Source organism: Bradyrhizobium sp. SZCCT0231, assembly GCF_018130245.1.
In the GTDB taxonomy this organism is placed as follows: Bacteria; Pseudomonadota; Alphaproteobacteria; order Rhizobiales; family Xanthobacteraceae; genus Bradyrhizobium; species Bradyrhizobium japonicum_F.
Genome location: NZ_JAFCKP010000007.1, coordinates 141441 through 167881 on the forward strand (window position 1 = coordinate 141441; position 26441 = coordinate 167881).

Here is a 26441-nt window from a genome sequence, read left to right on the forward strand (position 1 = left end):
CTGGCGCGCGGTCCTTGATCGCGCGCCGAGCGAGGGGCGCGCCGCGTCATGCGACTCTTTGTTGGGCTCGGCAATCCCGGCGCGAAATACGCACGTAACCGGCACAATATCGGCTTCATGGCCGTCGACGAGATCGCGCGGCGTCATGGCTTTGCGCCATGGCGCCGTCGTTTTCAGGGCGAGACCTCCGAGGGCTCGCTGGGCAATGAGCGCGTGATCCTGCTCAAGCCCATGACCTATATGAACGAGTCCGGCCGCAGCGTTCAGGAGGCGGCAGGCTTCTTCAAGATCGCGCCGGGCGACGTCACCGTGTTCCATGACGAGCTCGAGCTGCCGCCGGGCAAGGTGCGGGTGAAGATCGGCGGCGGCATCGCCGGCCACAACGGCCTGCGCTCCATCTCGGCCCATATCGGCAACGACTATCGCCGGGTGCGGCTCGGCATCGGTCATCCCGGCGTCAAGGAGATGGTGCACGGCCACGTGCTGTCGGACTTCGCCAAGGCCGACAACGAATGGGTGGCGACGCTCTGCGATGCGGTCGCCGAGCACGCCGCGCTGCTCGCCAAAGGCACGGACGCGACCTTCGCCAACAGGGTGCATCTCGCCATGCAGGCGAAGGGATTTTTGACCAAGGACGAGAACGGCAAGGAATAACGCTCGTGGGATTCAAATGCGGGATCGTCGGATTGCCCAATGTCGGCAAGTCGACCTTGTTCAATGCGCTGACCGAGACGGCCGCGGCGCAAGCCGCGAACTATCCGTTCTGCACCATCGAGCCGAATGTCGGCGAGGTCGCCGTGCCGGATCCGCGCCTGGAGAAGCTCGCCGCCGTCGCCAAGTCGGGTCAGATCATTCCGACCCGGCTGACCTTCGTCGATATCGCGGGCCTCGTGCGCGGCGCCTCGAAGGGCGAAGGCCTCGGCAACCAGTTCCTCGCCAACATTCGCGAGGTCGACGCCATCGCGCATGTCGTGCGCTGCTTCGAGGACTCCGACATCACCCATGTCGAAGGCAAGATCGCCCCGCTCGCCGACATCGAGACCATCGAGACCGAGCTGATGCTCGCCGACCTCGACAGCCTCGAGAAGCGCGTCGACAACCTCACCAAGAAGGCCAAGGGCAACGACAAGGACGCCAAGGAGCAGCTCGACCTCGTCAACCGCACTTTGGTGCTGCTGCGCGAGGGCAAGCCCGCGCGCCTCGTCGAGCGCAAGCCGGAGGAAGAGCGCGCGTTCTCCATGCTCGGCCTGTTGTCGTCGAAGCCGGTGCTTTACGTCTGCAACGTCGAAGAGGGCTCCGCGGCCACCGGCAATGCCTTCTCCAAGGCGGTCGAGGAGCAGGCTGCGAAGGAAGGCGCGGTTGCCGTCGTCATCTCCGCCAAGATCGAGTCCGAGATCGCGACGATCTCCCGAGAAGAGCGTGCGGAATTCCTGGAGACGCTGGGCCTCGAAGAAGCCGGGCTCGATCGCCTGATCCGCGCCGGCTACACGCTGCTCGACCTCATCACCTACTTCACCATCGGCCCGAAGGAAGCGCGCGCCTGGACCATCCATCGCGGCACCAAGGCGCCGGCGGCGGCCGGCGTGATCCACACCGATTTCGAGAAGGGCTTCATCCGCGCCGAGACCATCGCGTATGAGGACTACGTCGCGCTCGGCGGCGAAGCCGGCGCGCGCGATGCCGGCAAGCTCCGCCTCGAAGGCAAGGAATACGTCGTCGCCGACGGCGACGTGATGCATTTCCGGTTCAATACGTAAGCTGGATCTCGTGCCCCGGACGTCGGCCTCGTAGGGTGGGCAAAGCGAAGCGTGCCCACCACCTCTCTTCTCAAATCGCGGAAGGACGGTGGGCACAGCGCTTCGCGCCTTTGCCCACCCTACGGCTACGGCACCTGCGCCGTCCTCACCGCATCCCGCTGCCCTGGTCCCGGATCGCGCCGAGATGCTCGTTGATGCGGAAGACGATCAGGATCAGCTCCGCGACGATGCGCGAGAACACGATGCCGACGACGACGCTCGCGATCGAGGACAGCAGCACCAGGAAGCCGCCGAACGGGCTGATCGCCATCGCAGCAAGGCCTGAGAAGATGCCGGAGAGGCCGAACAGGCAGATCAGCGCGATCACCAGCCAGTAGAAGGTCTTGATGATCGTCGGCGTGATGAAGCGGTCCCATTGAAACAGGTCGCTGAATGAAAACATTGCTTTCCCCAAGTCAAATCGGGACGTCAAATCGGGACGTCAAATTCGGGCCGCGTCGATGCATTCCGGCCCTCGGCTGATCCGACTCAAACCACCGCGGCCACCCCGTATGTAGCACGAGCCATGCGGGCCGGCGGGTTGAGATTGCCGCAAAGTGCGGCCACAATCTGTCATTCCCGCAAAGCTTTCCCAAGATGACCCTGACCTTCGAAGATTTCCCGCCCGGCCGGTTCGGAACGTTCGGCCCGCGCCGTGTCACCCGCGACGAGATTCTGGCCTTTGCCGCCGAGTTCGATCCGCAGCCGATGCACCTCGACGAGGAGGCCGCGGCGAGAAGCATGCTGCGCGGCCTGTCCGGCTCGGGCTGGCACCTCTGCTCGCTGATGATGCGGATGATGGCCGACGGTTTCATCACAGGCGCCGCCTCGCTCGGCTCGCCCGGCGTCGACGAGGTGCGCTGGTTGTCGCCTCTGCGGCCCGACGACGAACTCACGCTCGACGTCGACGTCGTGGAGGCGCGCACCTCGAAGAGCCGTCCGGAGCTCGGCATCGTCAAGTTCAAATGCACCGCACGCAATGCGGCGGGGCAGGCGCTTGCCGAGATGACCTCGCCGATCCTGATCAAGCGGCGCGAGGGAGCGGCCTGATGCGGTTCTTCGAAGACATCGCGATCGGACAGCGCCGCGAGATCGGCGCCTATACGTTCACGGCGGAGTCCATCAAGACGTTCGCCGCCAAATTCGATCCGCAGCGCTTTCACCTCGACGAGGAGGAAGGCAAGAACTCGCTGTTCGGCGGGCTCGCCGCCTCGGGCTGGCATGTCGGCTCGGCCTGCATGAGCCTGCTTGTCGCCGACGGCCAGCGCCTGGCGCGCGAGGCCGCTTCACGTGGCGAGGAGGTTGCCGTGTGGGGCCCGTCGCCGGGCTTTCGCGACCTGCGCTGGATCAGGCCGGTGCTCGCGGGAGATACCGTCGCTTACGTCAATGAGGTCATCGACAAGCGCACCTCGGCCTCGCGTCCCGGCTGGGGCATTCTGACGGCCCGCACCACCGGCACCAACCAGCGCGGCGAGGAGGTCTATTCCATCACCGCCTCAGCCTTCGTGCCGCTGCGGAAGAAGGATTAGATCAGTTCCAAGATAAGCGAGGCAAATGAGTGCGGGAGTGTTGCCCGCGCGCTATGGACGCGATTCCGGGCGGCTGCCATAAGCCTGCGCAACATGGTTACCGCAAAGCAGTTTGGCGGAACCGGTGAGTTGCTAACTAATTATGAACCTGTCGCTGTCTAATTGAAACGAATGGGGCAGAAGACAGGGGACGAGGACCATGGCTGACCGCGGCGCACTCAAATTTGTTGGATTCATCTTCGCGACCGCGACGCTGGCTGTGATGCTGGTCGCCGGCATGGTGGTGAAGGGCTATGCCGATGGCGCCTACACGCTGGAAGCCACGACTGTGGAAGCCGCCTGGTAAGGCTTCGTTGATTTTTTGCGGCCGGTCTCCGGCCCTCTGTCAGCGGCTGTAGACGAACGCCAGCACCGCGATCGCAACCGCCAGCAATCCGACAAAGCGCAGCATGATCGTGCCGAGCTGATTCGGCGCGGGCCGCAGCGGTATGGGGTCCGTGGTGTCGGGCCGAATGCTTTCCATGACATGTCCCCTGAGCCCGGCCGTACCTGCACGGGCGCTTGGCATTGGTCGCCGGGGAGGGCCGGAGGGTTCAAAAGTGCCCCTCGTGTCCCGGACGCGCTGCAGCGTGCAACGCTGCTGCGCAGAGCCGGGACCCATTGCGCCGCGCTGTCTCACCCTCTGCTGTCATGCTCCGCGAAGGCGGGGCATCCAGTACGCCGCGGCTTCTCGGCTCCAGCCTCGCTGTCTCGGAGTACTGGATCACCCGCCCCTGTGCGCAATTGCGCACTAGGCGGGTGATGACACCTGTGTCGGAGAAACGGCGTGACCCTAACCTCAGAATCAAAACCGCCGCGCCCCTTCCGGGAACGCGGCGGCTGGCGATGCGGTGCTTTGCGATCAGCTGTTGCGCAGGCCGTCGGCGGCGCGCTTCCACTGCGCGACGTTGTCGGCGATCATGCGGGTCGACTTCATTGCGGCCTGGCTGAGCTGGGCGTAGCCGGAGATCTCGCGCTGGACGCGCTGGCCTTCGGCATGCAGCAGGTCGCGCAGGCTCTCGAGCTCGGAGATCAAATTCTCGATCTCGGCGAGCGAGGTGCCGGCGACGCGCTGGATCAGCGAGTTGACGTTGTTGACGGTGGCTTCCGCGCTCGGGTCGAGCGGCGGCGCATCGGTGGTGCTCGATGCCGGACGGCGCAGATAGGCGATGTCGTTGCGGACGAAATCGCGGATGCCGGCTTCGACCTCGGTCACGGCCGCGAGGTTGGTGTCGACCGTTTCGGTCTCGGTGGCTTCGACCTTTTCGGGACGGGTGGCGTTCATCGTTGTTCCCCTGTTCGCGTTGAGCGCAGCGCGAGTGTCCCCCGCACGACGACGTCTGTGAGGCTCCCCCATCTGTGCGTCCGAATTTGGCCGCAAATGGGCCGAGATGCGGCAAGGGGGGACCATTCGGGGGTTTTGCCGTGGCGTATGGTTAGCGGAGTGTGAATGCTGGTCCAGCGACGAACCTCTATCCCCTCATGGTGAGGAGCGCGCCCTTCGCGCGCGTCTCGAACCATGAAAGGCCCCGCTGTGGCAGCGCGGGCCTCGATCCTTCGAGACGCGCTCCTTTGGAGCGCCCTCAGGATGAGGGGAGGGAGGGGAGGCTCGGTCTACCAGCTCTTCTTGAAACCCGCCGTCACGCTCTTGTTGATCGCGCCTTGCGAGGTTTCGCCGACCGAGCCGGAGACCGTGACGTTGTCGAACAGCTTCTGCTCGGCGCCGAACTTGCGCAGCCATTTGTCGTCGGTGGTCGACAGCGTCTGGCCGGCGGTGATGCTGGTGCCGGTGTCGGTCATGGTGATCTTGGCGGTCTGGTCGGTCTCGTAATTGCGCGTGATGTGGCCGCCGATGCCGGGGACTGCGGTGGTGCCCTGCTGGTTGACGCTGTAGCCGTTCTGCAGCGTCAGCGAGGTGTCGCCCGACAGCGGCACCGATTTGGTCAGTGACGCCCCGATCTTGCTGTGCTCGGCGCCGGGATCGACCCGGGCTTCCACCGCGGTCTTGTCCCAGATCGCGCCCGCGCCGGGCGCGGTCGCCGCCGCCCAGGCGCTGCCGGAGGATTGCGGCAGGCTGCCGCCATTGGCGGCCTTCTGCGCCAGCAGCTCGGACATCGTCCTGGGCTCGCTCGTCACCGTCATGTCGGCGCCGACCCGCGTATCCCAGAACGAGAACACGGATTGCTTCACGGTCACTGCCGAGGAGCCGTTTGCATTGGGGTTCGACGACCAGTCCAGGCCCTCCTTGGCGGCGGCCTGGGCACGCTTCTTGGCGGCCATGGGGTCGATGCCAGTCCCGGCATCGACCGCGAGCTGGCTCCAGTCGAGCTTGTCGACATCGATGCCCTTGAGCACGTCGGGGTCGTTGACGTCGGGGGCCTCCGCCGTCTCGGTCGCTTCGTCGTCAGGCGCAGCGGCTGCGGGCGGAATGATCTGCGCCGAAACCGTCAGCGCCGAGCCCAAGATGAATGCGGCCGCCAGCAATGGCAGCCTGGTCCAGCCAAATCCTGTCGAGAATTCCATCGTCCTGCCCGCGAGCCCCGGCGCATGCTTTCCGGCAATATATATCGGCCGTCCGCAAAGACCATGCGCCATTCCGGCGCTGAAAATGCCGATTCATCGTTGCGGAATTGTGGCGGTTCGCCAGGGGACGCGAACCAACGGGACGCGAACCAACGGGCCGCGCGAAAGGCGCGCGCCCGATGACGAGCTTGTGATGCGACGGCATCCGGCGGGGCTGGAGGCCAGGACGTCGCGATCGCCTCGTCATCGGTCCCGAACAGCGGGGCCCGTTGGCGTCCCCCTCAGCCGACGCTGGTCATCTTCGGCAGATGAATGGCGCGGCCGAGTGCCTGCTCGACCAGGTCGAAGGTGTCGATCAGCACCCGCATGCTGATGAGCTTGCCCGCCTTGAACTGGGCGAATTGCGCCACGCGCAAGCTGATCGGCTTGTTGGAATCCAGAGCCGTCAGCGAATAGCGCAGCATCGAGGCGGCGGAATCCACGCCCAGCATGATGCTCTCGCGGTCGAAGCGGCGGACGTGGAAATTGTCGGCGAGCTGGCGGATGACCTCGAGCACGGCATCCTTGCCCTGGCGCGCGCCGAGGAACGGAAACATGTCGATCGGGCCGTAGAGCGCCCACTCGACGTCCTCGTCGATCAAGGCTTCGATATCCCTGAAATCCCGGTCGTTGATCGCGCGGTGCAACGCACGCGAGAAACGCCAGAGACTGTGCTCTGTCATTTGGGGCGGTCCTGAAGCTGGCTTGCGAAAAAACGGAAAACAACCCCATGCACAGTCAGGTGCCGGGGCTCAACTCGTTTGTATACGAATAAAATACGGGGTTTCGGCCAAAACGCAATTCACGTTTTTGCAATGCACCATTGAACGGGTTCTGTGAGATTTACAATAGAACCCCGTAAAATTCCGGGCTCGGCGCGAGGTCTCCGACGCGGGTTCCAGGCGAGGGCGAGGATCAATCCGCCCTGGCGCCCACGATCAGCGGCCCGATCTCCCGTTCCAGCACCTGCTGCACCAGGTCGTAGGAATCGATGATCTCGCGGATCTCCGCCACCAGCCCGCCGCGGAAGCTGTAGAACACCGCGATGTCGAACTGCACGAGGCGGTCGTTGCTGCGCTTCCTGAAATAGGCGTGCATGTAGGTCGCGACCGCCTCGCCCTCGGCGAGGATGTGCGGCGCCTTGTAACGGATTTCCGAATAGCGCGACCAGACCGTCTGCCAGAGCTCGCGCAGCTCCTGCTTGCCGTGGCGCGGCACCATGTGCGGCAGCACGTCGATCGGCGCGTGGGTGAGGAAGTCGACGTCGTCGGTGCAGCAGGACAGCGCCGTCTCGATATCGCCGCGCGCGAAGGCATCGAGCAGGTGCACGACGCGCTGGCGATTCAGCTTCTCGACCGTCATTCCGCCCGTCCTCGTTTGGCCCGTGACGTCGCGCAACGCTAACGCGCGGCTTCGCGCACCGGCAATCCGCAAAATCACAGGGATGTTGCAGACGGTTTGACGCGCGAGCGCAATACCTGGTTCATGGGGCACAATTGCGGGTTGAACTGTGGGATGGCTGCACGAATTCGTGCTATTCGGGTGCGTGGAAGCGGCAACAGCAGAGCCCGACCAACGGGCAGGGGAAGCTGTAACTCTCCGTCATTCCGGGGCGCGCCACTTGGCGCGAACCCGGAATCCATCTCGCCGCTGGTTCCGGTCGCGGAATAGGGCGTGACCCATCTCACATCACCGCTCCGGCATCGTAGCTACCGTCATCCGCAAGTCATCAGGGAGACGTGCCATGGCCGCCATCGCCAGAAAGTCCCGCCTGCACAACGCGCTCGAAGGCCTCGCGCTGACCGCGACCCTGCAGAGCTTCCCGACCTTCGCCACTGCGGCCTTCCTGCTCAAGCTCGTCGGCAACCACGACCTCGTCGGCGACCCCGGCGTCGCCATCTTCGTCGCCATCGCCTCGCTGATGCACGCAATGCTCGCGGTGGCTCTGGGCCCGAGCTTCCCCGCCGCTTTCAAGACCGTCTACGAGCCGAAATTCTTCGAGGCCCATTTGTCGCTCTCCGACAAGATCACCGCATGGCGCACCCAGCCCGTCGCCTCGCTCCAGCTCGTGACCATCGTGCTGCTGCTGTCGGTGATGGCGGTGGTAACGGCGAGCGTGGGGTGAGAAGAGCAATCTCCTCCTCGTCATTCCGGGGCGCTGCGAAGCAGCGAGCCCGGAATCCATAACCACCATTCGCCCGGTTGCGCCTACCTCTTCTTCCACCCGCCCCTTCGTCCCGGCGCTCCCCCCGTCGACTTCGGCGCCGGGCCGAACTCCGGCCCTGATTGCCGCGAGTCCGTCGGCTGGATGATCCTGCTTGTGCTGCCGAAAGGTTTTGACGGCAGGCTCGGGTTGGCGCGGTAGGGCAGCGATTCCGGGCCGTGCATCTCGTCGAGATGCGGCTTGTGCACTTTCGAGCCGCTGCCGCCGCCGCTGGCTTTCAGCGCGGAGCTCACGGTTTTCTTCTTCATCGCGCTGACCGGCAAATTCGCGGCGTCGCCGTATTTCTTCGCGCCCGCATAGGCGCCGGCCTTGCCCGCCACCGCGCGCTGCTTCGCGGTGGGGTCGTCCACCACGGCGAGCTCCGTCGCCCGCAGGCGCTTGACTTCGTCGCGCAGGCGCGCGGCTTCCTCGAAGTTCAGATCGGCGGCGGCCTCGCGCATGCGCGTTTCGAGATCGGCGAGCACGGCTTCAAAGTTGTGGCCGATCGAGATGACGTCGTCGGTCATGTCGTGGCCGCCGACCTCGACCAGCACGTGGTCGCGCTCGTAGACGGAGTTGAGGATGTCGCCGATCTGCTTCTTCACGCTCTCGGGCGTGATGCCGTTGGCGGTGTTGTACTCGACCTGCTTCTCGCGGCGGCGGTTGGTCTCGGCGATGGCGCGCTCCATCGAGCCGGTCATCTGGTCGGCATAGAGGATCACCTTGCCGTCGACGTTGCGCGCGGCGCGGCCGATGGTCTGGATCAGCGAGGTCTCGCTGCGCAAAAAGCCTTCCTTGTCGGCATCCAAAATCGCGACCAGCGCGCATTCGGGGATGTCGAGGCCCTCGCGCAGCAGGTTGATGCCGACCAGCGCGTCGAACGCACCTAAGCGAAGATCGCGGATGATCTCGATGCGCTCGATGGTGTCGATATCGGAGTGCATGTAGCGGACGCGGATGCCCTGTTCATGCAGATATTCGGTGAGGTCCTCCGCCATGCGTTTTGTGAGAACCGTGATCAGCGAGCGGTAGCCGGCTTGGGCTGTGGCGCGCACCTCGCCGACGAGATCGTCGACCTGGGTGCGGGCGGGACGAATGTCGACCGGCGGATCGATCAGTCCCGTGGGGCGAATGACCTGCTCGACGAACACGCCGCCGCTCTCGTTCAGCTCCCAGCCGCTCGGCGTCGCCGACACCGCAACGGTCTGCGGCCGCATCATGTCCCATTCCTCGAACCGCAGCGGGCGGTTGTCCATGCAGGAGGGCAGGCGGAAGCCGTATTCGGCCAGCGTCGCCTTGCGGCGGAAGTCGCCGCGGAACATGGCGCCGATCTGCGGGATGGTGACGTGGCTTTCGTCGGCGAAGATCAGCGCGTTATCGGGGACGTATTCGAACAGCGTCGGCGGCGGCTCGCCGGGGCGGCGTCCGGTGAGGTAGCGCGAATAGTTCTCGATGCCGGCGCAGCTTCCGGTCGCCTCCATCATCTCGAGGTCGAAGGTGGTGCGCTGCTCCAGCCGCTGCGCTTCCAAGAGGCGCCCCTGGTCGTGCAACTGGTCCAGCCGCTGCTTGAGCTCGAACTTGATCGACTTGATCGCCTGCACCAGCGTCGGGCGCGGCGTCACATAGTGCGAGTTGGCGTACATCTTGATGAATTCGAGCTCGTCCTGCTTGTGGCCGGTGAGCGGATCGAATTCCTCGATGGTCTCGATGGTGTCGCCGAACAGGTTCACGCGCCAGGCGCGGTCCTCATAGTGCGCCGGGAAAATGTCGATCACATCGCCGCGCACGCGAAAAGTGCCGCGGGTGAAATCGGCCTGGGTGCGCTTGTACTGCAGCGCGACGAGGTCGGCGATCAGCTGGCGCTGGTCGATGCGCTCGCCCTTCTTCAGCGCGAAGGTCATCGCGGTGTAGGTCTCGACCGAGCCGATACCGTAGATGCAGGACACCGAGGCGACGATGATGACGTCGTCGCGCTCGAGCAGCGCGCGCGTCGCCGAGTGACGCATGCGGTCGATCTGCTCGTTGATCGAGGAGTCCTTCTCGATATAGGTGTCGGTGCGCGGGACGTAGGCTTCCGGCTGGTAGTAGTCGTAATAGCTCACGAAATATTCGACCGCGTTGTCCGGAAAGAAGTTCTTGAACTCGCCATAGAGCTGGGCGGCCAGCGTCTTGTTCGGCGCCAGGATCAGGGCCGGGCGCTGCGTCGCCTCGATCACCTTGGCCATGGTGTAGGTCTTGCCGGAGCCGGTGACGCCGAGCAGCACCTGCGAGCGGTCGTTGCGCTCGATGCCTTCGACCAGCTCGGCGATCGCGGTCGGCTGGTCGCCGCGCGGCTCGTAGGACGACTTGATCTCGAAGCGCACGCCGCCTTCGGACTTTTCCGGGCGCGGCGGCCGGTGCGGCGTCCACACCTTCATCGAGCCGTCGCCCTTGCGGAACTCCGGCCGGCCCTCGCGGATCAGCGATTCCAGTGCGTCGGCGGTCGCCTTGACGCCCAGCGCCTCCATCTTGGAACGCGGCGGACGCGCCAGCGCCTCGGCATCGTCTTCCTCGGTCGGCAGTCCGAGTTGCCGCGCCAGTTCCGGATCGAGCGTCGGGATCGTGGCGGCGGTGCCATAATTGGCCTGCGGTGCCTCCTCCAGTCCTGCCGGGCGGTCGCCGGCGAAGTCCTTCGGCGTCGAAGCGCGCGCGCGGTGCGCGGCGGCCTCGCCTCCGGCGCGGCGGTCGCGCGAATTGTCCGGCGGCGGCTGCAGCCCGGTGCCCGAGCCCAGCCCGGCATCGCCGCGATTGATCGCGGGATTGAGCAATTCGGCCAGCGCCGGCCCGATCGGCTGCACGTCGGGCCGATGTGCTTTGGATTTGGGGGATTTGCCGGATTTTTCGGGAGATGCAGGTTTCTTCGCCATGAGGCGAATATGGGACGAGTCCGCCCCGCGATAAAGGGCGAATGCCCGTTGCCATGCAGGCTGCTGACAGCAGGTTGGCAGCAGGCCGGGACCTCACGCCACCGGCAACGGTCCGCCATCGTCCCCGGCCGTGACATGCGGCTCGAGGATATCGAGATGGATGCCGCCGCAATCGGTGCAGCGCATGGTCCAGTACTCGCATCCGGCGCGACCGCCGATCACGCGGAGCACCGCGAGATCGCCGTCGCATTCCGGGCAGTTGGACAGCACCGCGCGGGCGTAGATCCGCGGTCGCGCTGCGTTGATTTCGATGATGGACATGACCGGTTTTCCCCTTTCGCCGCCCTGTCTCTGGTCCGCCCGCGGACCCGTTGGTCTATTCGTCGTCGCCGTCGGCGCGCCGGCGGAAGCGATCGATGTGGTGCTTGGCATCGGCAATCGCGGCATCGCGATCGGGCCAGGCGAAGCCGACTTCCATGGCAGGAAACAGCACGCCGTCGATGGCCACCGGGCTGAAATCGGCACGGCGGATCCGCGCGTGCCACAGCCCCTTGCCAGCTTCGAAGGATTCGATGTCAAAGCCGTCGTAGAGGGTCGTCATGAATGTAGGTCCCACGTTTCTTTTCGGAGGGTCAGGGAACCACATTTGCGGATTTGTGGATGTGAAGCCGTTCACAAGCGACGCGGCTTTTCTGCCCCAGGGCTTATCGAAGAGGCTTCAGCTTCGCGCCGCGGCGCGGCCGATCCGCCGCGGGCGGGCCGCTGATTCCGACGCCGCCCGCATGATCCAGCGGCGGAACGCGGCAAAGTCGCGCTGCTCGGTCTGAAAGCTGCGATAGAGCAGGTACCAGCGCATGCCCTTGGGCACCGAGAGGTCGAATGGCGCCACCAGCCGGCCGGCAGCGAGATCGTCGTCGATATAGGGGCGGATGCCCATGGCGATGCCGAGCCCGTCGGCGGCGGCCTGCAGCGCCTGGCCGTAGAACTGGAACTCGGGCCCACGCGCGCTGATCCGCGCAGCGCCCGCGGCCTTCAGCCAGATCGGCCAGTCCTCGGGTGAGTGCGCGACGCGGATCAGGCTCGGTCCCTTCAGGTCGGCCGGACGCTTCAGGCCGCCCGCGAGGCGGGGCACGCAGACGGGGGTGAGGTCGCCGGCGAACAGCGGCTCGGCGACGAGGCCGGGCCACTCGCCGGTGCCGAGCTTGATGCCGCAGCTCCAGTCCTCGCCGAACGGCACCGCGGCGCCGCCGGTGGTGAAGCGCACCTCGATGTCGGGCTCCTCGCTGCGAAACTCCGACAGGCGCGGGATCAGCCAGCGCATCGCAAAGGTGTGGCCGACGCCGATGGTGAGCACGCGCACGCTGGCGGGCGCCGTCACCTGCGCGGTGAGGCTCGCCAGCGCATCGAAGATCGGGGTCAGCCCGCTTTGATAGGCGCGGCCGGCCTGCGTCAGCACGAGCCTGTTGGCCTTGCGCTCGAACAACGCGACGCCGAGCCGCTCTTCCAAGAGGTGCACCATGCGGCTGACGGCGGCGGCCGACACGCTCAGCTCCAGCCCGGCCGCAGCAAAGCTGCCGGTCCGCGCCGCCGCCTCGAACGCCTTGATGCCGTTGAGAAACAGCAGCCGCCGCAAATGCCCGACCCTCAGGAAAGCTGATGCCAGGGCAAGATAACTCAGTTTGCGCGAGAGGGGCAAGCGAGGCACAACTTGCAGCGTAGATTTTACGCTGATTTGTCGGGAACGCCGCGGCTTCTTCGCCTCTCCCCGCAGGCGGGGCGAGGGAGTGCGAGCAGTCTGCGTCCCTCACTTGCTACGGAGAACCTCCTCGTGACGCCCATCATGATCGCTGCCCTCGGATTGCTGATGGTGGCAACCGCGTTCCTGTCGGGGCTGTTCGGCATGGCGGGCGGGCTGATCCTGATCGGCGTGCTTCTGGCCTTGATGCCGCTGCCGACCGCGATGGTGCTGCATGCGATCACGCAGATGGCCTCGAACGGCTGGCGCGCGTTTCTGTGGCGGGCGCATATCCGCTGGCGGCCGGTGGCGAACTATGTGGTCGGCGCTGCCGTCGCGCTCGCCGCGTGGTCGCTCACCCGCTACGTGCCGGACAAGCCGGTCGCGCTGCTGATGCTGGGCGCCACGCCGTTCATGGCGCGGCTGCTTCCCGCGAACATCAAGCCGGATCCCGACAGGCTCTGGCAGGGCACGGTCTACGGCACGATCTGCATGGGCTTGATGCTGATGACCGGCGTCTCCGGCCCGCTGCTCGACACCTTCTTCCTCGGCGGCGATTTCGGCCGGCGCGAGAAGGTCGCAACCAAGGCGATGTGCCAGCTCGTCAGCCATTTCACCAAGCTGGTCTATTTCGGCGGCATCATCGATCAGGCCGCGAGCCTCGATCCCGTGCTCGCCGGCGTCGCGATTGCAGCCTCGATGCTCGGCACCACGCTGGCGCGGCGCATCCTCGAAGCCATGACCGACCAGCAATTCATCGCCTGGTCGAACAAGCTGATCACCACCATTGCCTGCTACTACATCGCCTATGGCGGCTGGCTGCTGGTTCGCACCCCGGTGCTGGCCGCCTTCGACAGGGGAGGTTTGCAATGAGCGAGACTGCCGATCCGCTGGTGCTGGACTTCGTCGAATGGGTCGCGCGCGAGCCGCGCGCCTATGCCGAGGTGATCGCGACCTGGAAGACCTCGTGCCCGCGCCTCACCATCTGGGAGGACGCTGCCGACCGCGGCTACGTCGCGCGCGAGACGCTGCCGGGCGTGGGGCTGGTCATCGCGGTGACGGAAGGCGGCGAGAGGTTGCTACGAACCAACGGGCGGTAGTTTCTGCGCCTCTCCCCGCGTCCTCGCTGTCATCATCCGCGAAGGCGGATGATCCAGTAATCACCAGCGGTGGCGTGTTACACGACTGCCGCGGCGTACTGGATGCCCCTTCGCAGGGGCATGACGACGGATATTGGTGTGCGCACCTCTCTCCACATCGTCATTGCGAGCGCCAGCGAAGCAATCCAGAATGTCGCCGCGGAAGCAGTCTGGATTGCTTCGTCGCAAGGGCTCCTCGCAATGACGGAGCATGAGGAGGCCGCCAATCATGTCGCTCAAACTCTACGAACTCGTCGGCACCGATCCCGCGCGCCCGTTCAGCCCGTATTGCTGGCGTACGCGGATGGCGCTGGCGCATAAGGGACTATCGGCGGAATCGCTGCCCTGGCGCTTCACCGAGAAGAGCGTGATTGCGCCGCACGGCTCGGAGAGGGTCCCCGTGCTGCTGCATGACGACAAGCCCGTCGTCGATTCCTGGACCATCGCGAACTATATCGAGGACAATTTTCCGGATCGCCCGTCGCTGTTCGGCGGCGAGGGCGGCCGCGCCATGGCGCGCATGATCAATGCGTGGGGCGACATCGCCATCGTCGGCGGTCTCTCTCCGCTTGTTATCGCCGATATTCCAAACAATCTCGGCGAGGTCGATGCCGCCTATTTCCGCAAGTCGCGCGAGGCGCGGTTCGGCAAGAGCCTGGAAGAGGTCCAGGCGAGCCGCGACAGCGGCATCGTCGCGTTCCGCAAATCGCTGGAGATCATGCGGCAGACGTTCAAGACGCAGCCTTTTCTCGGCGGGCAGGCACCGAACTACGCCGACTACATCGTATTCGGCGGTTTCCAGTGGGCGCGCGTGGTCAGCCCGTTCAAGCTGCTCGAAGCGGATGATCCGGTCTATGCCTGGCGCGAAAAGCTGCTGGATGCGTTCGACGGCGTGGCGCGGAAGTCGCCGGGATTTGCGGTGTAACGCACGTAGCTTCGTAGGGTGGGCAAAGGCGCAAAGCGCCGTGCCCACCATCTTTCACAAACGCAATGATAGTGGTGGGCACGCTTCGCTTTGCCCACCCTACGATACTGCCTCCGCCGCCGCTTTCCTTAAACACTCCCGGCACAGGCAATCCTCGCCCTCGAGCGGCATCGGCAGCCGTGCCGTCTCCTCCGCGCACCAGCAATTGCCCGAGAGGTCGCAGCCGAACTCGGTGCCGCAACGGGAACAAACGAGGCGGCGCGCAAGTGCCGGCGGTGACGGCATTTCTTTCGGATTTGTCATGATTTACGCCGAAGCTTCGCCGTCATTTTCATGTCGGGTTCATCTGTCGCTGCGCTATATTACGCGCCGCGCACGCATCAGGAAAGCGGTTGGCAATCCGCGAAGGACAGATCGATGGCCCGCGATTCGCAAGCCGCCCTCGTCGCGCTCAACCGCTTCGGCTTCGGCGCCCGCGGCGGTGCATCGGGTGATCTCATCAACGCAAGCTCCGATCCGCGCGGCTTCGTGAAGGCCGAGCTCGCGCGTCCCAACGGCGTGCTGCTGGAAGCGCCCGGACTGCAATCGACGCCGCAACTCGGTCAGGCCGTGTTTGCCTATCAGGACCAGGTCAAGCAGGCGCGCGAAGCCGCCAAGGCCGCGGCGCCCGCCGAAACGCCGGCACAAGCGCCTGGCGATCAGAAGCCGGGGCTGCGCCGCAATCTCTCGCTGAACGCTGCGGCGGAGATCTCCGGCCAGATGGCCGATGCCAGGCCGGCCGAGAACACCGCCAGGCCCGAGGCCATGCAGCCGAACGCCGCGCCGCCTGCCGCAAAGCCCGCGCCGCAGCCGCTCAATGTGATCCAGAAGACCTTTCGCGCCGAGGCGCTGGCGCGCCTGCAGCGCGCGACGCTCGTCGAGTGCGGCTTCACCGAGCGTCTCGTCGCGTTCTGGTCCAACCATTTCTGCATCTCCGCCAGCAAGGGCGAGCTGGCGCGGATCTGGGCCGGCGCGTTCGAGCGCGAGGCGATCAGGCCGCACGTGCTCGGGCGCTTCGCCGACATGCTGAGGGCGGTCGAGCAGCATCCGGCGATGCTGTTCTTCCTGGACAACCAGCAATCGCTCGGGCCGGATTCGCGCGCCGGGCAAAACCGCAAGCGCGGGCTGAACGAAAATCTCGCGCGCGAGATCATGGAGCTGCATACGCTCGGCGTCGGCGGCGGCTATACGCAAGGCGACGTCACCTCGCTCGCGCGCATCATCACCGGCTGGACCTTTGCCGGAAGGCAGGGGCAGCTTGGCACGCCCGGCTCCTTCGTGTTCAACACCAATGCGCACCAGCCCGGGCCGCAAATGCTGCTCGGCAAGACCTATGAGCCGACCGGCCTTGCACAGGGCGAAGCTGCGCTCGCCGATCTCGCGCGGCATCCGTCGACCGCGAATTTCATCGCCGCCAAATTCGTCCGTCACTTCGTCGCAGATGATCCGCCGCCGGCGCTCGTTGCGCGCCTGCGAGACGTCTTCGTCAAGACCGACGGCGATCTCAAGGCGCTGGCGACCGCGCTCGTCGATTCCGACGAGGCCTGGCGCGCGCCGCTCACCAAGATGCGCTCGCCGTACGATTTCCTGGTCGCAAGCGGCCGGCTGCTGGCGCGCGTGCCCGAGGACCCCGGACTGTACCTCAACAGTCTCAACCTGCTCGGCCAGCCATTGTGGTCTCCGGCCGGCCCCAACGGCTTCCCCGACACCAGCGCCGCCTGGGCTGCGCCCGAGGGCATGAAGCTCCGGCTCGACATCGCCGCGCAGTTGGGCGCGCGGCTCGGCAACAACATCGATCCGCTCGATTTGCTCGAATTCGCCGCGGCCGACGCGGCCTCGATCGAAACGCGCAAAACCATCGAGCGCGCGGAGTCGCGCCAGCAGGCGCTGGCGCTGCTGTTGATGTCGCCGGAAATGCAGAGGAGATGATGATGATCGACTGCGTCGAGAACCGGCTCCTGACATCGCGCCGTCGTCTCCTGCTCGGCGGCGCCTCCTTTGCAGCCTGGGCTTACCTGCCGAAATTCGCCCGCGCGGCCGATGGGCGCGATCCGCGATTGATCGTGGTGATCCTGCGCGGCGCGCTGGACGGGCTCTCGACCATCGCGCCGATCGGCGACCCCGATTATGCCGGCTTGCACGGATCGATCGCGCTTGCGGCCGACGGCGCGCATCCCGCGATCATGCTCGACTCGTTCTTCGCCCTGCATCCGGCGATGCCGGAGTTCGCGCGCATGTACAGGGATCGGCATGCCGCGGTGATCCATGCGGTGGCGACGCCCTATCGCGACCGCTCGCATTTCGACGGCCAGGACGTGCTCGAAAGCGGCTATGCCGGCCCGGGCCGCGTGCAGTCCGGCTGGCTCAACCGCGCGCTGGAAGCGCTGCCGCGCGGCGAGCGGGTGTCGAGCGGTCTCGCGGTCGGCCCCACCACGCCGCTGGTGCTGCGTGGCAATGCGCCCACCGTCGGCTGGGCGCCGGTGGCGCTGCCGCAGGCGGATGACGACACCGCGATGCGCCTCGTCGAGCTCTACCGGCACCGCGATCCCGCGTTGGCCTCGGCGCTGTCGCAAGGCCTTCAGCTCGACAAGGTCGCGAGTGGCGACGACATGAAAGCGACCCGCGGCAACGCCGTCGCACAGATGCGCCAGGTGGCGCGCGGCGCCGCCAAGCTGATGGCGGCCGACGATGGCCCGCGCATCGCCGCGCTCGCCTTCGACGGCTGGGACACGCATGCCAATGAAGGCGGCCCTGTGGGGCGTCTCGCCTTCCTGCTCGGCGGGCTCGACGGCGCGCTCGCCGAATTCGAAAGCGGCCTGGGGAATCGCTGGCGCGACACCGTCGCGGTCGTCGCCACGGAATTCGGCCGCACCGCGCGCATCAACGGCACCGACGGCACCGATCACGGCACGGCTACGGTCGCACTGCTCGCCGGCGGCGCCGTGAAAGGCGGCCGCGTCATCTCGGATTGGCCGGGCCTCAAGCTCGCGAACCTGTATGAGGGTCGCGACCTCAAGCCGACCACTGACTTGCGCTCCGTGATCAAGGGCGTGCTGCAGGACCAGTTCGGCCTGTCCGATCGTGTGCTGGCGGAGACGGTGTTTCCGGACAGCGCGAGCGCGCGGCCGGTGAAGGGGCTTGTTACCTAACCCACAGACGCTGTCATTCCGGGGCGCGCCTCTTGGCGCGAGCTATGATGCGCAATTGCGCATCTGAGAATCCATACTCCCGATCGGGGTTATGGATTCCGGGCCTGCGCCTTGCGGCGCATCCCGGAATGACGAGATAATGGTGCAACATCAGGAGACACCACCCCATGTACATCGCCATGAACCGCTTCCGCGTCGCCAAGGGCTCCGAAACCGACTTCGAGCAGGTCTGGCTCACGCGCGACACCCATCTCGACAAGGTGCCGGGCTTCATCGAATTCCATCTGCTGCGCGGGCCGGAAGCCGAGGACCACACCCTGTACGCCTCGCACACCGTGTGGGCGAACCACGCGGCCTTCGAGGCCTGGACCAAGTCGGAGGCGTTTCGCGCGGCGCATCACCGGGCGGGCGACAACAAGCCGCTTTATCTTGGCCATCCCCAGTTCGAAGGCTTCGAGGTGATGCAGACGGTGGGGCGCGGCGCGAAGTGACGCTGCCGCAAAAAAAATGCGGCCCCTGTCAGACGCGGCGACTGACGGGGACCGCTTGGGGCGCTTGATCGGTGACGGGGGCCTGACCAGACGCAAGGCCAGCGTAGCCTTGCTATGTAACGCGCGGGTGACAGGCGGAGTTATCCACAGGACTCCAGGGCGCAGGACTCAGAAGATCTTGCGATAGACGATGAAGCCGGATCGCTCCGCGACCTTGTCGTACAGGCGCTGCGCCGTGAGGTTGGTCTCGTGCGTCTGCCAATAGACGCGCGGCGATCCCGCGAGCCTTGCCCGCTCATAGACGCCATGGATCAGCGCCGAGGCGACGCCCTTGCCGCGCGCGGCCTCGAGCGTGAACAGGTCCTGCAGATAGCAGGACGGCTCGATCGCGGTGGTGCTGCGATGGAAGAGATAATGCGTCAGGCCGAGCAAGCGGCCGCCGCAGTCCTCGGCGACCAGCGCGTGCATCGGCTCATAGGCGTCGAAGAGGCGCTGCCACGTCATGCGCGTGATCTCGGGCGCGAGCGCGGTCGGACCGGAGCGACCGTAGAAGGCGTTGTAGCCGTCCCACAGCGGCAGCCATTGATCGTAATCCTGCCTGGTGACGGCGCGAATGGTGAGGGACATGTGAATTTCCGCGATCTCGGAGGTGCGCGACGAAGAGATGTCCTTCATACGTGATGATCGCATTGCCGATCAATCGCGCACTCGCGTCACTCCGCAACGCGCAAGTACCGCATCAGCTTGCGGCTGGTCGGGTCGCGCAGGGAGCGGTAGTAGTCGGCGCGCGACGGCGCATCGGTGTGGCGCACGAGGTCGGTCACCGGGGTGTAGCTCAGCATGCGTCCACCGTCGGGCAGCGCGGCGCAGACGAAGCGCAGCACCTCGCCGTTGCGCAATTTGATGTTGATCGGCGTGGCATCGCCGACCCGCACCATCTCCATGCGCTGCGCGATGAAGGTGCCGAGCTCGTCCTCCGGCAGCTCGAACGCGCCGGTGTCGCGGCCGTGATACATCAGCGCGATGAAGGGCGGCTTGCCGTCGGCGATCTCGTCCGGCACCGCAAAATAATCGCGGAAGGCGCGGTTGATGAATTCGGCCCGGGTCTCGGCATCGAGCAGCACGATGCCGATATCGACCTGGTCGAGCGCGGCCGACAGCCGCGCGGCCGTGGCGTGGCTCCGGCGCTCGGCCGCGAACGTGCCGAGCAGCCGCTCGCGCATCAGGCCGGTGATGCCGGCGGTGCCGGCAGCCGTGATGGCCAGGAGGCCGAGCCGGACCAGATCGGCGGGGCCATAGCCGGACACGCCGTGGCGGTTGAGGAAGAACAGCGCCGCGCCGATCACCGCGACGACCGCGGTCGTCATGGCGGCGGCGAGACCCGCGAGCGCGCCGGCGAGAGCCACGATGCAGACCAACAGCGGCGCGGGCGAAGGAGTGGGGATGATGCGGTCGAACAGCATGGCCAGCAGCAGGGCTGCTGCCGTCAGCGCCGGACCGGAGATCGCACGCCATCCGAACCGCATGGACCAGTCTCGCTCCTTCCGAACGAGGTAACGCCGCCACACTGACTGATTGTTGCGCCACAGCGATACAGTTTCGCGCGGCGTGATTAAGGCGCGCTTGCGTGCAAGCGTAGGGTTTTCGGATGATTTTAGACCATGTGTGCGTGCTTGACGTGCTGTTGCAGCGTCGGCGCATTCAGCGTCGACGTCCCCGCGCCCTTGCGCGTGCCGACGATGATCAACAGCGACGCCGCGACCAGGATGGCCGCCGTCAGGGTAATTGCAACGACTACCACAGGTGATTTCATCGACGTCCCGTCGCGATGCCGGTCGGCGCGGGCCGCGTGGCGCCCTGAAGGCTGGTCCAGGATGAAACGGGAATCAGACCGGCAGGCCCATCGCCATGGTCGCCTTGGTCGACAGCACCGTCAGGGTGACGATCAGGCACAGCGAGAGTGCGGCGACGGCGAGCGAGGCCGCGACCGCATGGGTGAGCCGGGAAGACGCGACGGTAGCGGATTGGCTCTGAAAGCCGGCCGTGCCGGACGCCCGCATCATGGTCTAAATCCTTCAACACGCGAGCGAATCACCCGCGACTTTCCGAAATTTCCCAGTTTCAACCGGCAATATTGCGGCGGCCGTAGCGCTGAAAGTGGCGGGATTGCGGCAAGGACGGCCCTTATGCCCGCTATTCGCCGGAGCCGTCGCGCTGTCAGGCGCCCGCTGCGATGCTGGCGGGGTCGTCGATGTCGACCGGGCGCCAGTCCATCGTCACGAAGCCGGGCGCGGCTTCGACGCGCTTCAGCCAGTCCCGGATCGCCGGGAAGGTCGACAGGTCGAAGTCGCAGCGATCGGCGAGGTGGGTGTAGCCGTACAGCGCGATGTCGGCGACCGTGAGCTGGCGGGCGGCGAAATAGCAATTGGTCTTGAGGTGGTTCTCCATCACCTGGAGCGCGCCATAGCCGCGCTCCATCCAGTCCTCCAGCGAATGAGTCTGGAGGTCGCGGCCGCCCTTGACCAGCGACAGCCAGAAATAAGCGGCGCCGATATTCGGCTCGAGCGCGTGCTGCTCGAAGAACATCCATTGCAGCGCCTCGGCGCGGTCGATGCGATTCTCCGGTGCGAGCGGCGTGCCGACGGCGACGTACCAGAGGATGGCGTTGGACTCGGCGAGATAGCGGTCCCCGCCGACCTCGAGCAGCGGCACCTGCCCCGACGGGTTCTTGCTCAGAAAGTCCGGCGTGCGGCTCTCGCCGCGCAGAATGTCCACCTCCACCGCTTCGTAAGGCAGGTTGAGCAGCGCCAGCGCAAGGCGGACCTTGTAGCTGTTGCCCGAGCGTTGCATCGAATAGAGCTTGTACATTCTGGGGTTCGAATCCGAGGACAAGAAGGCGCGGCGCTCGTTGCCCCGCGAGGCGGCTAAACAATGATGCCGATGCGAATCCGCCGCAAGAGCCGGCCAATAGAAAAACTCGAAAACCCTACCGCACTGCAATGCTGCGGAAGATCATTTCCGCGCGATGATGCAATTCAGTTCACGTGTACGTCAATCTGCGGACGCATCGCCCTACGAGGCCGTGAAGCACGTAGGCCATCGCATGGACGATCGGGATTAGGACGCCAGTGCTTCCGCATCGTCATGGCCGGGCTTGACCCGCCTGCGCGGCCGAAGCCGCTTCGGCGAGGCGAAGGCCCGGCCATCCACGTCTGACTTGCCGCACGAAGAACGTGGATGCCCGGGACAAGCCCGGGCATGCCGACGAGCGGCTTATCGAGATATACAACACGCAAAATTGCTCCGAGGACAGGCCTTGCCGGATATGAGGGATCCGGGCGGCAAAGTTGCGGAAAATTGCGGGAAAACGCACGTCGAAACGCTCGAAAATCGTAAACTTTTCCGGGATCGGGCCGAAGTTTCTTGCGGTGCAGCGGCTCACGTTTTAGGGTGGCTCATTCCCACAATCAGAGTCGTGAGGCGAAAGGCTTCACGACGCTCGCCAGGAGATGATGATGTCCTTCCTTGCCGCTGCGCTCGACCGTGTGAAGCCGTCCGCGACCATCGCGGTCACGGATAAAGCACGCGCGCTGAAAGCGGCGGGGCGCAACGTCATCGGCCTCGGTGCCGGCGAGCCCGATTTCGACACGCCCGCCAACATCAAGCTGGCGGCGATCCGCGCCATCGAGGCCGGCAAGACCAAGTACACCGCGGTCGACGGCATCCCCGAGCTGAAGGAAGCCATCATCGCCAAGTTTCAGCGCGAGAACGGCGTCGCCTACAAGCCGAACCAGATCATCGTCGGCACCGGCGGCAAGCAGGTGCTCTACAACGCGCTGATGGCCACCATCAATCCGGGCGACGAGGTGATCATCCCTGCGCCCTATTGGGTCAGCTATCCTGAAATGGTGGCGCTCGCCGGCGGCGAACCGGTGCCGGTGGTCTGCACCGCCGCGGCCGGGTTCAAGCTGCAGCCCGAAGCGCTCGAGCGCGCGATCACGCCGAAGACCAAATGGGTCATCCTGTGCTCGCCGTCGAACCCCACGGGAGCCGCCTACACGCGCTCGGAACTGAAAGCGCTCACCGACGTGCTGATGAAGCATCCCCATGTCTGGGTGATGACCGACGACATGTACGAGCATCTCGTCTATGACGACTTCCAGTTCACCACCGTCGCACAGGTCGAGCCCGGCCTCTACGACCGCACGCTCACCGTGAACGGCGTCTCCAAGGCCTATTGCATGACCGGCTGGCGTATCGGTTATGCCGGCGGTCCGGCGCATCTCGTCAAGGCGATGGCGACGATCCAGTCGCAATCGACCTCGAACCCGTGCTCGATCGCGCAGTGGGCCTCGGTCGAGGCGTTGAACGGTCCGCAGGAGTTCATTCCGGCCAACAACAAGGTGTTCAAGGAGCGCCGTGACCTCGTCGTCTCCATGCTCAACCAGGCCAGCGGCATCGAGTGCCCGCGCCCCGAGGGCGCGTTCTACGTCTATCCGTCCTGCGCCGGCACCATCGGCAAGAAGGCGCCGTCGGGCAATTTGATCTCGAACGACGAGCAGTTCGTCACCGAGCTCTTGGAGACCGAAGGCGTCGCCGTGGTGCAGGGTTCGGCCTTCGGCCTCGGCCCGGCCTTCCGCATCTCCTACGCGACCAAGACCTCGGACCTCGAAGACGCCTGCAAGCGCATCCAGCGCTTCTGCGGGAATCTGCGCTGAGGCTCTGTTGCGACAAGACATCGAAAAGGCCCGCCTCTGGCGGGCCTTTTTAATTGTTTGCACGCTTATCCTCGTGCGCGATCTGGCACCACCACGGCCGTTGTGGCATAGACCATCACGCAACACGGGTGGGGCGCCTTCTCTGCTCGCATCATACTTATCGCCGGAGACATTCATGCGCCGTTCGTTCATCTTCGCCGGGCTCGCCGTCGCCAGCCTCGTTGCTTCGGTCGTCAGCGGCAGCGCGCAGCAGCGGGTGGCGCGGGTCGGTGTGCTCGAATGCCGCGGCGGCGCCAGTGTCGGCTTCATCGTGGGATCGGTGACCCATCTCGGCTGCGTGCTGCGCGCTGACGGCTTGCCCGACGACCGCTACGTCGCAACCATCCGCAAGGTCGGTCTCGACATCGGCATCACCCAGGAAACGGCTTTGGCCTGGGGCGTGTTCGCACCGGTCGACCGGCTCGGCCCGGGCGACCTCTCCGGCAATTACGCGGGCGCGCAGGGCAGCGCCTCGGTCGGCGTCGGCCTCGGCGGCAACGTGCTGGTCGGCGGCTCCAACAACTCGATCGCGCTCCAGCCGCTCAGCGTGCAGGGCCAGGTCGGCCTCAACATCGCCGCAGGCCTCGAAAGCCTGGAACTGCGCCCGGGGCGTTAGTTCGCGGGCCATTTGTCTCGGTAGGCCTCTAGCCGAGTAGCGTGTTTCAGTCTTTCCTCAAGGTCGTGAGCATCGATTTCTGGAAACAGAGCGCGAAATCTCTTTTCGGTTAGCATCGAAAGCAGCATCCTGATGTAAGCTGGTTCGCTCGGATGGCAGGGATCGGCAAATTCATCCGGCCGGCCACCGAAACTCTCCAGTCTGCTGAAGTCAAAATAGAGCACGCCCTGGTTTCGGATCCATTCCTGCGTTTCTGCCGATCGGAACTGTCGCCACGCCCCGTAGTGTGATGATCGCTCTATGGCGTCGCGCACCTTGGGAATGTAAGGCATGGTCACCCCGACCAGCGCGATACCTTTCTGTCTTGCCAACTCGGTGAAGCGTTCGAAGTCCCGGAGAATAGAGCTGTCGAGACGCTGGGCGGGAACGAGAGGCCATTGCTTTCCTGCCTCGATTGCAGAAACGCTGTCCGTTCCGTCGTCGAACGTGCGAGATCCGTAATTGTAGGATCCGTCAAGACGAAATCCAGAGCCGGTCCGTATCGCCGATAGACCCAATGCGGGGGTGCCATCGTAAGAGGGCCAGGGAAATCTGCGGGTGCGCACCAGATCCTCGAATACGCCGAGAATAATGCCGATCTGTTCAGGTGTCGCCCAGCCGCCTATTTCGCTGCGGGATTGAGATGAGTAGGTTGTCTCGAATGTAGGAACGAAGGGAAAATAGTCGATCGAGAAGATAATAACGCGGGGGCTGAAGTCGCCGAATTCCTCGAGCATGCGAGCGAAGTCACGGACCACAAAAACCGCATTCGCAGCATTATAAAACCTTGTGGGATGAAACATGGCGCTACGCCACTGATTTGCGCGTGAGGATCCCATCGCCACCACCTCCGGTTTTCTCTGGAGAACCGCATCTACCTTCAGCCGGTATGAATGATCCGACAGCTTGGGAAGGTATATGAATGACGCTCCATGGGCCTGCAGCCACGCGACGGTGCTGACGGGCAGCAGTTCGCCGCACAGAAGGGGGATTCCGAGTCCTGGAACTGCGATCATCGCCAGGGGCAGCAGAAACATACCCAGCCGCAGGAGGAATCGTCTGGCCGGGTGAGTGCCGGTGAACGGGCTAGAACTTGAAATAAATGAACTGCTGGACATTCGAAGATGCTTGTGAAACGTGCTGGATCATTGCGGAGACGATGCATGCGACGGCGGCGTAGTAGCCTGACCAGCGGAGCCAGACCGGGAAGGGCTTGGCGTCCTTGGCCCATGTGACCAGGAGGTCGTATGCGATGACTGCCGCGATTGCTATCAGAGGCTTCGTCAGCGCGACCGTTCGGACGCCCTCGGCTCCGGTGAAGAGAGCCTTGTAGATCCAAAGCGCTTCTCGCAGGCCGCTGGCGCGAAACAGGATGAACGTCAGGGTGACGATGAGGAACGTCGTCGTGGCGCGCAGCACCAGCAACACCGGACGCGGAACGCGGGATCGCCAGAACCGATCGCGCCGGGCGAAGGTGAGCGTCGAAAAGGCGACGAGGGCGCCGTGGATCAAGCCGAAAACGGCGAAGTTGAAGCCGGCGCCGTGCCAGATGCCGACCAGAACGAACGTAAAGACCAGTGCGCCAGCAAGACCATACTTCCCCCAACGCCTCGCCTGGAACTGCAATGGCATGAAAACATAGTCGCGAAACCAGGAGGACAGGCTGATGTGCCAGCGCCGCCAGTAGTCGGGCAGATTCTGGCTAAGCCAGGGTTGCATGAAATTGATCGTGAGTTCGATACCCAGCAGGCGAGCACTTCCGATCGCGATCAACGAGTAGCCGGCAAAATCTGCGTAGACCTGAAATGAAAAATAGATGGTGGCGAGCGCCAGGTCGACGGCCCCGTGATTACGGGGCGCCGAATAGACGGCGTCAACATAAGGTGCCAGTGTATCGGCGACGACGATCTTGAGGAACAGGCCGGTGAGGATGGCGCGCAGGCCGGTAACCGCGCGTTCGTAGTTGAACACGCCGAGATTTCCGAGTTGCGGCAGCAAGTGCCGGGCGCGCTCGATCGGACCGGCGGTCAGATGCGGGAAGAAAAACATCACTGCGCCGAATCGGATCGCGTTCCTTTCGGCCGGCTGGCTTCCGACAAAAACGTCAATGACGTATCCGGCTGCGAGAAACGAATAGAACGAGATGCCGATCGGCAGGATGATGTTGGCCATCGTCGACCATCGGACCGCCAGATCGCCGTCGGGTGGCAGCAGGTGATAGGCGGTTGCTGCGTACTTGAAGAACAGCAGCGGCAGGAGGGTCGCCGTCAGGAGCGCCGCAAACAGCATACCCCGCGCCCGGCCCTCGGGCACGCGAGACAGGACGAGTCCGGAAAAATAGGCCAGCGTGGCGACTGCGACCAGCACGTACCACGTGCCAGGATTGAGGCTGACATAGAAGAGCAGGCTGATGAAGGCCGTCGCGAGCAGGCGTGGCGCGCCCTGCGGAATGGCGTGCACGATCAGCGTCACAATTCCAAGAACCAGCAGGTAACGCAGATCGCTGAACGCCATTG

General features: G+C 65.0%; 32 protein-coding genes. 14 read left to right on the forward strand and 18 right to left on the reverse strand.

The window, feature by feature from the left end; genetic code table 11:
- Positions 1 to 48 precede the first annotated feature (48 nt).
- Positions 49 to 654: an aminoacyl-tRNA hydrolase gene (gene pth, locus JQ566_RS18890; protein WP_212374374.1), complete on the forward strand. Its 606-nt coding sequence runs from the start codon at positions 49 to 51 to the stop codon at positions 652 to 654.
- 5 nt (positions 655 to 659) lie between these two features.
- Complete coding sequence (ychF, locus tag JQ566_RS18895; protein WP_212374376.1) at positions 660 to 1757, forward strand: redox-regulated ATPase YchF; 1098 nt, start codon at positions 660 to 662, stop codon at positions 1755 to 1757.
- A 145-nt stretch (positions 1758 to 1902) separates the two neighbouring features.
- Here the strand turns inward: ychF and JQ566_RS18900 are convergent, their stop codons facing one another.
- Positions 1903 to 2199, reverse strand: a complete 297-nt coding sequence (locus JQ566_RS18900; RefSeq protein WP_028134403.1) for a DUF4282 domain-containing protein — start codon at positions 2197 to 2199, stop codon at positions 1903 to 1905.
- A 194-nt stretch (positions 2200 to 2393) separates the two neighbouring features.
- Here JQ566_RS18900 and JQ566_RS18905 point away from each other — a divergent pair, with 194 nt between their 5' ends.
- From JQ566_RS18905 to JQ566_RS18915, 3 genes are all read left to right on the forward strand, one after another.
- Positions 2394 to 2846 carry a MaoC family dehydratase gene (locus JQ566_RS18905; RefSeq protein WP_212374378.1) on the forward strand — a complete coding sequence of 151 codons (453 nt, stop codon included), beginning with the start codon at positions 2394 to 2396 and terminating at the stop codon, positions 2844 to 2846.
- Complete coding sequence (locus JQ566_RS18910) at positions 2846 to 3325, forward strand: MaoC family dehydratase (RefSeq protein ID WP_212374380.1); 480 nt, start codon at positions 2846 to 2848, stop codon at positions 3323 to 3325. The genes JQ566_RS18905 and JQ566_RS18910 overlap by 1 nt, the downstream gene beginning before the upstream one ends.
- Positions 3326 to 3524: 199 nt before the next feature.
- Positions 3525 to 3671, forward strand: coding sequence for a hypothetical protein (locus tag JQ566_RS18915; protein ID WP_212374382.1), 147 nt, complete (start codon positions 3525 to 3527; stop codon positions 3669 to 3671).
- Positions 3672 to 3710: 39 nt separating this feature from the next.
- Here the strand turns inward: JQ566_RS18915 and JQ566_RS18920 are convergent, their stop codons facing one another.
- The 5 genes from JQ566_RS18920 to JQ566_RS18940 form a co-directional block, all read right to left on the reverse strand.
- Complete coding sequence (locus JQ566_RS18920) at positions 3711 to 3848, reverse strand: hypothetical protein (protein WP_212374384.1); 138 nt, start codon at positions 3846 to 3848, stop codon at positions 3711 to 3713.
- Positions 3849 to 4226: 378 nt separating this feature from the next.
- A complete protein-coding gene (locus JQ566_RS18925; RefSeq protein ID WP_212374386.1) occupies positions 4227 to 4649 on the reverse strand; it encodes a hypothetical protein in 423 nt (140 codons plus the stop codon).
- Between the two features lie 329 nt (positions 4650 to 4978).
- Positions 4979 to 5887 (reverse strand): hypothetical protein, encoded by a 909-nt coding sequence (locus tag JQ566_RS18930; RefSeq protein ID WP_212374387.1) that lies wholly within the window; start codon positions 5885 to 5887, stop codon positions 4979 to 4981.
- Positions 5888 to 6168: 281 nt separating this feature from the next.
- Positions 6169 to 6609: a nuclear transport factor 2 family protein gene (locus JQ566_RS18935; protein WP_212374389.1), complete on the reverse strand. Its 441-nt coding sequence runs from the start codon at positions 6607 to 6609 to the stop codon at positions 6169 to 6171.
- A gap of 232 nt (positions 6610 to 6841) precedes the next feature.
- Positions 6842 to 7288 carry a nuclear transport factor 2 family protein gene (locus tag JQ566_RS18940; RefSeq protein WP_212374391.1) on the reverse strand — a complete coding sequence of 149 codons (447 nt, stop codon included), beginning with the start codon at positions 7286 to 7288 and terminating at the stop codon, positions 6842 to 6844.
- A gap of 382 nt (positions 7289 to 7670) precedes the next feature.
- On the opposite strand from JQ566_RS18940, the gene JQ566_RS18945 reads away from it, so the two are divergent.
- The gene (locus JQ566_RS18945) at positions 7671 to 8051 is read left to right on the forward strand and encodes a hypothetical protein (RefSeq protein ID WP_212374393.1); all 381 of its coding nucleotides are present in this window, start codon (positions 7671 to 7673) and stop codon (positions 8049 to 8051) included.
- Positions 8052 to 8134: 83 nt separating this feature from the next.
- Here the strand turns inward: JQ566_RS18945 and uvrB are convergent, their stop codons facing one another.
- The 4 genes from uvrB to JQ566_RS18965 all read right to left on the reverse strand — a co-directional run bounded on the left by uvrB (position 8135) and on the right by JQ566_RS18965 (position 12668).
- Positions 8135 to 11035, reverse strand: a complete 2901-nt coding sequence (gene uvrB, locus JQ566_RS18950; RefSeq protein ID WP_212374395.1) for an excinuclease ABC subunit UvrB — start codon at positions 11033 to 11035, stop codon at positions 8135 to 8137.
- 93 nt (positions 11036 to 11128) lie between these two features.
- Positions 11129 to 11356: a hypothetical protein gene (locus JQ566_RS18955; protein ID WP_212374396.1), complete on the reverse strand. Its 228-nt coding sequence runs from the start codon at positions 11354 to 11356 to the stop codon at positions 11129 to 11131.
- A gap of 55 nt (positions 11357 to 11411) precedes the next feature.
- Complete coding sequence (locus JQ566_RS18960) at positions 11412 to 11636, reverse strand: hypothetical protein (protein WP_035710417.1); 225 nt, start codon at positions 11634 to 11636, stop codon at positions 11412 to 11414.
- Positions 11637 to 11753: 117 nt separating this feature from the next.
- Entirely contained in the window at positions 11754 to 12668 is a 915-nt protein-coding gene (locus JQ566_RS18965; protein WP_212374398.1) for a LysR substrate-binding domain-containing protein, read from the reverse strand.
- A gap of 195 nt (positions 12669 to 12863) precedes the next feature.
- Between JQ566_RS18965 and JQ566_RS18970 the strand changes: the two genes are divergently transcribed.
- The 3 genes from JQ566_RS18970 (at position 12864) to JQ566_RS18980 (ending at position 14834) form a co-directional block, all read left to right on the forward strand.
- Complete coding sequence (locus JQ566_RS18970) at positions 12864 to 13643, forward strand: TSUP family transporter (RefSeq protein WP_212374400.1); 780 nt, start codon at positions 12864 to 12866, stop codon at positions 13641 to 13643.
- Complete coding sequence (locus tag JQ566_RS18975) at positions 13640 to 13870, forward strand: hypothetical protein (RefSeq protein ID WP_183243019.1); 231 nt, start codon at positions 13640 to 13642, stop codon at positions 13868 to 13870. The genes JQ566_RS18970 and JQ566_RS18975 overlap by 4 nt, the downstream gene beginning before the upstream one ends.
- Positions 13871 to 14138: 268 nt before the next feature.
- Positions 14139 to 14834, forward strand: coding sequence for a glutathione S-transferase family protein (locus JQ566_RS18980; protein WP_212374402.1), 696 nt, complete (start codon positions 14139 to 14141; stop codon positions 14832 to 14834).
- A 99-nt stretch (positions 14835 to 14933) separates the two neighbouring features.
- Here the strand turns inward: JQ566_RS18980 and JQ566_RS34630 are convergent, their stop codons facing one another.
- Complete coding sequence (locus JQ566_RS34630; RefSeq protein ID WP_249139562.1) at positions 14934 to 15137, reverse strand: cysteine-rich CWC family protein; 204 nt, start codon at positions 15135 to 15137, stop codon at positions 14934 to 14936.
- Between the two features lie 114 nt (positions 15138 to 15251).
- On the opposite strand from JQ566_RS34630, the gene JQ566_RS18985 reads away from it, so the two are divergent.
- The 3 genes from JQ566_RS18985 (at position 15252) to hmuQ (ending at position 18513) form a co-directional block, all read left to right on the forward strand.
- Positions 15252 to 16802: a DUF1800 domain-containing protein gene (locus JQ566_RS18985; protein ID WP_212374404.1), complete on the forward strand. Its 1551-nt coding sequence runs from the start codon at positions 15252 to 15254 to the stop codon at positions 16800 to 16802.
- 2 nt (positions 16803 to 16804) lie between these two features.
- Positions 16805 to 18022: a DUF1501 domain-containing protein gene (locus JQ566_RS18990; RefSeq protein WP_212374610.1), complete on the forward strand. Its 1218-nt coding sequence runs from the start codon at positions 16805 to 16807 to the stop codon at positions 18020 to 18022.
- A gap of 167 nt (positions 18023 to 18189) precedes the next feature.
- On the forward strand, positions 18190 to 18513 hold the full coding sequence (hmuQ, locus tag JQ566_RS18995) for a heme-degrading protein HmuQ (protein WP_212374406.1): 324 nt from the start codon (positions 18190 to 18192) through the stop codon (positions 18511 to 18513).
- A 168-nt stretch (positions 18514 to 18681) separates the two neighbouring features.
- Here the strand turns inward: hmuQ and JQ566_RS19000 are convergent, their stop codons facing one another.
- The 5 genes from JQ566_RS19000 to JQ566_RS19020 form a co-directional block, all read right to left on the reverse strand.
- The gene (locus JQ566_RS19000) at positions 18682 to 19140 is read right to left on the reverse strand and encodes a GNAT family N-acetyltransferase (protein ID WP_212374408.1); all 459 of its coding nucleotides are present in this window, start codon (positions 19138 to 19140) and stop codon (positions 18682 to 18684) included.
- An 86-nt stretch (positions 19141 to 19226) separates the two neighbouring features.
- The gene (locus tag JQ566_RS19005; RefSeq protein WP_212374410.1) at positions 19227 to 20039 is read right to left on the reverse strand and encodes a PAS-domain containing protein; all 813 of its coding nucleotides are present in this window, start codon (positions 20037 to 20039) and stop codon (positions 19227 to 19229) included.
- A gap of 128 nt (positions 20040 to 20167) precedes the next feature.
- Positions 20168 to 20314 (reverse strand): hypothetical protein, encoded by a 147-nt coding sequence (locus tag JQ566_RS19010; protein ID WP_212374614.1) that lies wholly within the window; start codon positions 20312 to 20314, stop codon positions 20168 to 20170.
- Between the two features lie 85 nt (positions 20315 to 20399).
- Complete coding sequence (locus tag JQ566_RS19015) at positions 20400 to 20576, reverse strand: hypothetical protein (RefSeq protein WP_167407246.1); 177 nt, start codon at positions 20574 to 20576, stop codon at positions 20400 to 20402.
- Between the two features lie 154 nt (positions 20577 to 20730).
- Complete coding sequence (locus tag JQ566_RS19020) at positions 20731 to 21381, reverse strand: glutathione S-transferase family protein (RefSeq protein WP_212374412.1); 651 nt, start codon at positions 21379 to 21381, stop codon at positions 20731 to 20733.
- Between the two features lie 647 nt (positions 21382 to 22028).
- Between JQ566_RS19020 and JQ566_RS19025 the strand changes: the two genes are divergently transcribed.
- Entirely contained in the window at positions 22029 to 23231 is a 1203-nt protein-coding gene (locus JQ566_RS19025) for a pyridoxal phosphate-dependent aminotransferase (RefSeq protein WP_212374414.1), read from the forward strand.
- Positions 23232 to 23406: 175 nt separating this feature from the next.
- A complete protein-coding gene (locus JQ566_RS19030; RefSeq protein WP_212374415.1) occupies positions 23407 to 23886 on the forward strand; it encodes a DUF992 domain-containing protein in 480 nt (159 codons plus the stop codon).
- On the opposite strand, the gene JQ566_RS19035 is transcribed toward JQ566_RS19030, so the two are convergent.
- Together JQ566_RS19035 and JQ566_RS19040 are read right to left on the reverse strand one after the other, a co-directional pair.
- A complete protein-coding gene (locus JQ566_RS19035) occupies positions 23883 to 25043 on the reverse strand; it encodes a hypothetical protein (protein ID WP_212374417.1) in 1161 nt (386 codons plus the stop codon). The genes JQ566_RS19030 and JQ566_RS19035 overlap by 4 nt on opposite strands.
- Positions 25012 to 26439 carry an MBOAT family O-acyltransferase gene (locus JQ566_RS19040; RefSeq protein WP_212374419.1) on the reverse strand — a complete coding sequence of 476 codons (1428 nt, stop codon included), beginning with the start codon at positions 26437 to 26439 and terminating at the stop codon, positions 25012 to 25014. The genes JQ566_RS19035 and JQ566_RS19040 overlap by 32 nt, the downstream gene beginning before the upstream one ends.
- Positions 26440 to 26441: the final 2 nt, after the last annotated feature.